This window comes from Mycobacterium colombiense (genome assembly GCF_001672755.1).
Classification (GTDB): Bacteria; Actinomycetota; Actinomycetes; order Mycobacteriales; family Mycobacteriaceae; genus Mycobacterium; species Mycobacterium colombiense_C.
In genome coordinates this window covers 61,019-67,331 of the sequence record NZ_LZKI01000150.1, presented here as the reverse complement: position 1 = coordinate 67,331, position 6,313 = coordinate 61,019, and the positions used below count along the sequence as shown (strand labels likewise).

Sequence of the window (6,313 nt, the reverse complement as noted above, 5' to 3'; positions counted from 1 at the left end):
TCGAGTCACTCGTCGGCCGCATTTTGGCCGACTATCTCGAATCGAGCTCTTCGGTCTGATTCTGGATCAGCGCGCACCTCGGGCCGTGCGCGCGACCTAAATCAGGCCACCGGTACCTGTATCGACGGTGCAGGCTGCGCACGCGACGGTGGCCGTGCATTCGGCTATTCCCGGGGAGATCAAGGCAAGCATCAGGCCAAGCAATGCTTTCGCCCTGAGATTAGACATACAGCTCCTACTTTTCTAACCCCCGGGTGTGCGTCGCACCTTACGCAAAGCTGTACCGCTGATCATGGGAATGGCCCACATTCGCTCGGCGAGCGCAGCCCAGCCCACGGAGAACCAGATAGCGGTCAATGCTGGCTCAGCGTCAGCGTCCCCTTCGTTTGAAGCACCTTGCTGGCGGTGATCTTCTCGGTTCTGCGTGCCTCCCGCTCCAGGTAGCGCCGCTTGGATTCGTCGAATTTCTCCGAGGCGTCCTCGAGTTCCTTGACCAACAGCGCCAGGTCGTCGCGCATGCCGGCGGCCTCGCCGGTGAAGTCTTCGCGTTCGAAGATCCGCCACTTCTTGAGCACGGGCATGACCACTTCTTCGAGATGGATGCGGGGGTCGTAGACACCGCCCACGGCGATGATCACCGCCTTGCGGCGAAACTCCGGGACGGTGAACCCAGGCATCTTGAAATTGCGCAGGATTCGGTGCACCGACCTCATCGCCTGATCGGGTGCGATGTCCAGACCCGCGGCGCTGATATCCCGGTAGAACAGCATGTGCAGGTTTTCGTCATGCGACACCCTGGCCATCAACTGCTCGGCGACCGTGTCGTTGCTGACCTTGCCCGTGTTGCGGTGCGAGACGCGGGTGGCGAGTTCCTGGAAAGAGACATACATGACCGAGTCGAACAGACTCTCAGCGAACATGTCACCCTGCTGGTTCTGGCCCGGGCTGAAGCCCCTTGTCATTTGCTCCAGCCGCAGCTTCTCCAGCTCGACCGGGTCGACGGCACGAGTGACCACCAGGTAGTCGCGCAGCGCCGTGCTGTGCCTGGCCTCTTCGGCGGTCCATCGATTCACCCACTGCCCCCACGGACCATCCATACTGAAGTTCATCGCAATCTCACGGTGATACGACGGCAAATTGTCCTCCGTCAACAGGTTTTGGACCATCGCCACCTGCGCGACGTCGGGAAGTCTCGTCTGCCCGGGTTCCCAATCCTGGCCGTCCGGCCCGTAGAAGTTTCTGCCGTCCGACCAGGGAACGTAGTCGTGCGGGCTCCACTCCTTGAACATCGAGAGGTGGCGATTGAGCAGGCGTTCGACCACCGGCTCAAGCTCGTGAAGTAGCTGCAGGTTCGTCAGCGCCTTGGGCACGGATCCCTCCCAGTTATCTGCCGCGGTCAGTAACGCGCGATGTATGTGTGTCATGCGGTTACATAAAGATGACACGCGCGCGATCCGGGCATATAGAGCCGAAAGTCCCTACGGCACCGACCGTGACGCAGGGAACACCAAGCCGCCGGCTACCGCCGGCAGGCAACCAAAGCGATCAGAAAGTTATTGGCGCGCAATCAGATAGGGGGCGAGCGTGGACAGCTTTTCGCAGGTCTCTTCGAATTCGCGACCGGGCGTGGACTCTTCGATGATGCCCGCACCGGCCCGCAGCCAGGCCTTGCCGTCACATTCGTACGCCGCCCGCAGCGTCAGCGCCGCATCAAGGCCGCCGTCGGCCGAAAGCATCACGACCGCGCCCGAATACAGCCCGCGCGGCCCCTCGTCGAGGCGCATGATCGCTTCGACGCCACCGGCTTTCGGGATGCCCGACGCGGTGACCGCCGGGAACAGCGCTTCGAGCGCATCCATCCGGTCGTTGGATGTGCCCAGCCGGCCGCTGACCGTAGAGCCCAGGTGCTGCACGCTCCCCCGTTCCCGCACCGTCATGAAATCGGTGACAACGGCGGTGCCCGGCTCGGCGATCTCCGTCATTTCCTGCAGCGAGCTTCGCACCGAAATGGCGTGCTCGACAATCTCTTTGGAGTTCGACTCCAGGTCGTCGCGAGCCTGGCGGTCACGCACCTCGCCACGTCCAAGCGCGCGGGTGCCCGCCAACGGCTCGGTCACCACAACGCCGTCCTGGTGGACGGCCGCGACCAGTTCGGGGCTGTAACCCACAGCGCGAATCCCGCCGAGCCGCAGCAGGAAGGACCGCACCGGGGTGTTGTGCCGGCGGGCCAGCCGGTAGGTGGACGGGAAATCGAGCGCGAAGGGCACTTCGATAGAACGGGAAAGAATCACTTTGTGATAGAGGCCCGCGGCGATCTCTGCGACGGCCGACGCGACGCGGCCACGGTAGTCGGACGGGTCAGCGGCCACGTCGACCGCCGAGGCGTCGCGCACATCCGGCACGCCGACGCCGAGGACGCCGAGGACTTCGTCCCGGTGCCCGGCCGAGGTACCGAACAGCCGGACCTCATCCCGGGTCACCACGATGCGGCCATGCGGCCAGAACACCCGGGCCAGTGGGGTTCCCGGCGCGAGCCGCTGCCGCAGCCCGTAGCGGTACACACCGAATTCGAAGGCGATCCAGCCGAAGAGCTGGTCCGTTTCCAGCAACAGCCGGTCGATGGCTTCACCGAGCACCGGACCAGGCCTGCCCGACCATTGTTGGCTTTGGGTCATCCCGTCGCGGATCACCCGCAGCTCGTCGCTGTCGAGCTCGACCATCGCGCGCACACCGGTGGCCAGCACCCATTCACCGTCGCGCTCGTAGAGCAAATACTCTTCCCCGGCGCGCTCGGACAGCACCACGGCCAGGTGGGCCGCCAGGTCCGCCGGGTCGACGTGTAGCGGAACCGGAATCGACGGCGACTCAGAGCCGGCGGAACTTGTCTCGACGCTGACCTCGGTCACGGTTAGTAAATGTAGCCTAACCTATGTATCTGTGCGCAACCGATCCCCCTCAATTGCCTCATTCAGCTAAAACTCCCGCGGAGTTAAACCGCCAACCGGCCGGGCGCTCCATCTCGAAGCCTGGCGGTGCCCGGGTGGTACCGGCCTGTTTGCGCAGGTAGCACTGTCTGAATTTCGAGCTCGAAGCAGAAATCCGGTGGGCGGCTGTGAAGATCGCCACTCCAAAGGTTTCCCAACCGTTTACGTTGCGGCCGCACAACAGGCGGCTTGGGCAGCCAGACTTTTCCTAGCGCTCACTGCCCGCCCCGGATTGGAGGAACACCGTGTTCATAATCCGGCTTTCCAACGGCGAGGAAGTGCACGCGAGCGAAGGCGACGAACTCGAAATCAATCCGCAGACCGGTGTGCTTTCGGTATCCCGGGTCGACGGTTTCGAGGAAATCACGACGCATTACTCGCCGTCGGCGTGGCTCTCGGTGACGCACCGCAAAAAGGGCGCCGGTGTCAGGCCCTCGCTCGTCCCGTCTGCGCGCTGACCGCTTTATTGACTCCACAGTAAATGCACAGCACTTTCACACCAAACTAGCGGCAGCGGTAGCGGCCACGCCCGCGGAAATTCGCCCGCGTGATGGCGCTCTGAGCAGCGGTTTCATCGGTTATCATCAGTCTCGCGGGCGTCCGACACCCTGTCTGCTGTCAAGTGGCGGCGGGCCAGCGGCGGGGATAAATTCTTGACGGTCGTCGGGATGTTTCGTGGTTGCTCCGCTTGCGGACGGTGCTTCCCCAGATCAGCGCTCTAACCAACGGAGGCATCGATGCTGCAAGAGTTCTGGCACAACTTCACCCATAACTTGTTCAAACCGCTTCTATTGTTCTTTTACTTCGGGTTCCTGATTCCCATCCTCAAGGTGCGGTTCGAATTCCCCTACGTCATCTATCAGGGATTGACCATGTACCTGTTGCTGGCCATCGGCTGGCACGGCGGGGAAGAACTCGCGCAGGTCAGTGCGTCGAGCGTCGGGGTCATCGTGGGTTTCATGGTCCTGGGCTTCGTGCTGAACTGTCTGATCGGCGGCCTGGCCTACCTGGGCCTCAGCCGCCTGAAATCACTGCGGAAGGTCGACCGCGCGACCATCGCCGGCTACTACGGGTCCGACTCGGCCGGAACGTTCGCCACCTGCGTGGCCGTACTGGCCGCGGTGAACATCGCCTTCAACGCATACATGCCGGTGATGCTGGCCGTGATGGAAATCCCGGGCTGCCTGGTAGCGCTGTATTTCGTTGCCCGGCTGCGGCATCGGGGCATGGACTCCGCCGGCTACATGCCCGACGAGGCCGGCTACACACCGCCGGTCAAGGTCGGCCTCGGCCCCGGGACCGCCGCGCGTCCTCCACACGGGCAGAGCCTCGAGAGCCAGGAAGAAGCAGCCGCCATCGAGCAGGAGCTGGAGCTCTCGCTGGAAAAGCTGGAGCACCCCGATTGGGAGGCCGACCAGAGCCCGGCGCGCCCCAAGGGCAAGAAGGTGCCCATCTTCTCCCGGGAGCTGTTCCAGGAGGTCTTCCTCAACCCCGGCCTGGTCCTGCTGATGGGCGGCATCATCATCGGCCTCGTCAGTGGGCTGCAAGGACAGAAGGTCGTCGCCGACGACGACAAATTCTTCGTCTTGGCCTTCCAGGGCGTGCTGTGCCTGTTCCTGCTCGAGATGGGGATGACGGCGTCGCGCAAGTTGAAGGATCTCCGCACCGCGGGTCCCGGGTTCATCGTCTTCGGCCTGGTGGCGCCGAATGTCTTTGCGACGCTGGGCATTATCGTCGCCTGCAGCTATGCGTCGCTGACTCACACCGACTTCAAGACCGGCACCTACGTTCTGTTCGCGGTCCTGTGCGGTGCGGCGTCCTACATCGCCGTTCCGGCGGTGCAGCGCCTGGCGATCCCGGAAGCGAGCCCGACGTTGCCGCTGGCCGCCTCACTGGGCCTGACATTCTCCTACAACGTCACCATCGGGATCCCGCTCTACATCGAGATCGCCCGCGTCTTCGAGCATCTGTTCGGGGTCTGACCCACGCGGGGAACGCCGCTACCCCAATAGCGTTCGCACCACGCGGTCGGCCAGCAGGCGTCCGCGCGGCGTCAGGACCAGCCTGTCACCGTCGGACACCAGCAACCCGTCGGCAACCACGCCCTCGGCGCGCTCCCGCTCGGCAGGATTCAGCGATTCGACTGGGAGTCCTTGACGCAGGCGGGTTTTCAACAGCACGTCCTCGGTGTGCAAGGCTTCGGCATCCAGCTGCTCGAATCCGGCCACCGGCAGTGCCGCCGCGCCCAACCGTTCCGCATACGCGTTGGGGTGCTTGACGTTCCACCAGCGCGTCGTACCGAGATAGCCGTGCGCGCCCGGCCCCGCGCCCCACCACTGGCCACCATCCCAGTAACCGAGGTTGTGGCGGCACTCACCGCCGGGCCGCGACCAATTGGACACCTCGTACCAAGACAATCCCGCCTGGGACAACCGCGCATCCACCAATTCGTAGCGGTGGGCCAGCACGTCGTCATCGGGTGCGGCCAGTTCGCCGCGCCGGACTCGCCGGGCCAGCGCGGTGCCTTCCTCGACGACCAGCGCATAGGCGGACACGTGGTCCACACCGGTCTCGATCGCGGTGTCGACCGAGCACAACAGGTCGTCATCGGACTCCCCCGGAGTTCCGTAGATCAAATCGAGGCTGACGTGCTCGAAGCCCGCGGCCAGCGCCTCGCGGGCGGCGGCCGCGGACCGGTTCGGCGTGTGGATGCGGTCCAAGACACCCAACACCCTCGGTGCCACTGACTGCATCCCCAGCGATACCCGGGTGTAGCCGGCCGCGCGGATGGCCTCGAAGAAGTCCGGCCATGCCGACTCGGGGTTGGCCTCGGTGGTGACCTCGGCATCGGCCGCCAGGGTGAAGTTCTGACGCACCATGCCCAGCAGCGTCGCCATCCGCGGGCCGCCCAGCAGGGAGGGCGTCCCGCCACCGACAAACACGGTGTTCACCGGGGGCGCCTGCAACCTCGCGGCCGCCAGTTCCAGTTCCCTGCCCAGTGCGCCGAGCCAGGCGTCGGGATTGACGCCACCCAGCTCGGCCGGGGTGTAGGTATTGAAATCGCAATAGCCGCAACGGGTCACACAGAACGGCACGTGCACATAGATGCCAAACGACTGCCCGTCGACCACCCCGACGTCGGGCAGGTCGACCGGTTCCTCGCGAATGGCCATGCCAAATGATCCCACGATGGACCGGGCGCCGCCGGGGCGTCGATTCCACCGAAGCGGCCGGCAAGCGCGCAATGAACGTCGCACGAACTTCTAAGGCTTTCCCAGGGGGATCTCCCAGACTTGGTCGGTAGTTTTAATCACCGTGAGCCAAGATTT

5 protein-coding genes are annotated in these 6,313 nt (G+C 64.3%); 2 read left to right on the top strand and 3 right to left on the bottom strand.

Annotated features, from left to right (window positions below):
* Window positions 1–353: 353 nt before the first annotated feature.
* Both A5708_RS20725 and A5708_RS20720 read right to left on the bottom strand, forming a co-directional pair.
* Entirely contained in the window at window positions 354–1,370 is a 1,017-nt protein-coding gene (locus tag A5708_RS20725; RefSeq protein ID WP_065030416.1) for an acyl-ACP desaturase, read from the bottom strand.
* A gap of 183 nt (window positions 1,371–1,553) precedes the next feature.
* Window positions 1,554–2,906 (bottom strand): salicylate synthase, encoded by a 1,353-nt coding sequence (locus A5708_RS20720; protein ID WP_065030415.1) that lies wholly within the window; start codon window positions 2,904–2,906, stop codon window positions 1,554–1,556.
* Between the two features lie 323 nt (window positions 2,907–3,229).
* Between A5708_RS20720 and A5708_RS20715 the strand changes: the two genes are divergently transcribed.
* Both A5708_RS20715 and A5708_RS20710 read left to right on the top strand, forming a co-directional pair.
* The gene (locus tag A5708_RS20715; protein WP_065030414.1) at window positions 3,230–3,442 is read left to right on the top strand and encodes a hypothetical protein; all 213 of its coding nucleotides are present in this window, start codon (window positions 3,230–3,232) and stop codon (window positions 3,440–3,442) included.
* Window positions 3,443–3,721: 279 nt separating this feature from the next.
* Entirely contained in the window at window positions 3,722–4,966 is a 1,245-nt protein-coding gene (locus A5708_RS20710) for a sodium-dependent bicarbonate transport family permease (protein ID WP_065030413.1), read from the top strand.
* 18 nt (window positions 4,967–4,984) lie between these two features.
* On the opposite strand, the gene hemW is transcribed toward A5708_RS20710, so the two are convergent.
* Window positions 4,985–6,157: a radical SAM family heme chaperone HemW gene (gene hemW, locus A5708_RS20705; protein WP_065030412.1), complete on the bottom strand. Its 1,173-nt coding sequence runs from the start codon at window positions 6,155–6,157 to the stop codon at window positions 4,985–4,987.
* Window positions 6,158–6,313 lie beyond the last annotated feature (156 nt).

Bases quoted from the DNA above. Each gene is read 5' to 3' on its own strand.
- A5708_RS20710 (WP_065030413.1), top strand. From the start codon at position 3,722: ATGCTGCAAGAGTTCTGGCACAACTTCACCCATAACTTGTTCAAACCG.
- hemW (WP_065030412.1), bottom strand. From the start codon at position 6,157: ATGGCCATTCGCGAGGAACCGGTCGACCTGCCCGACGTCGGGGTGGTC.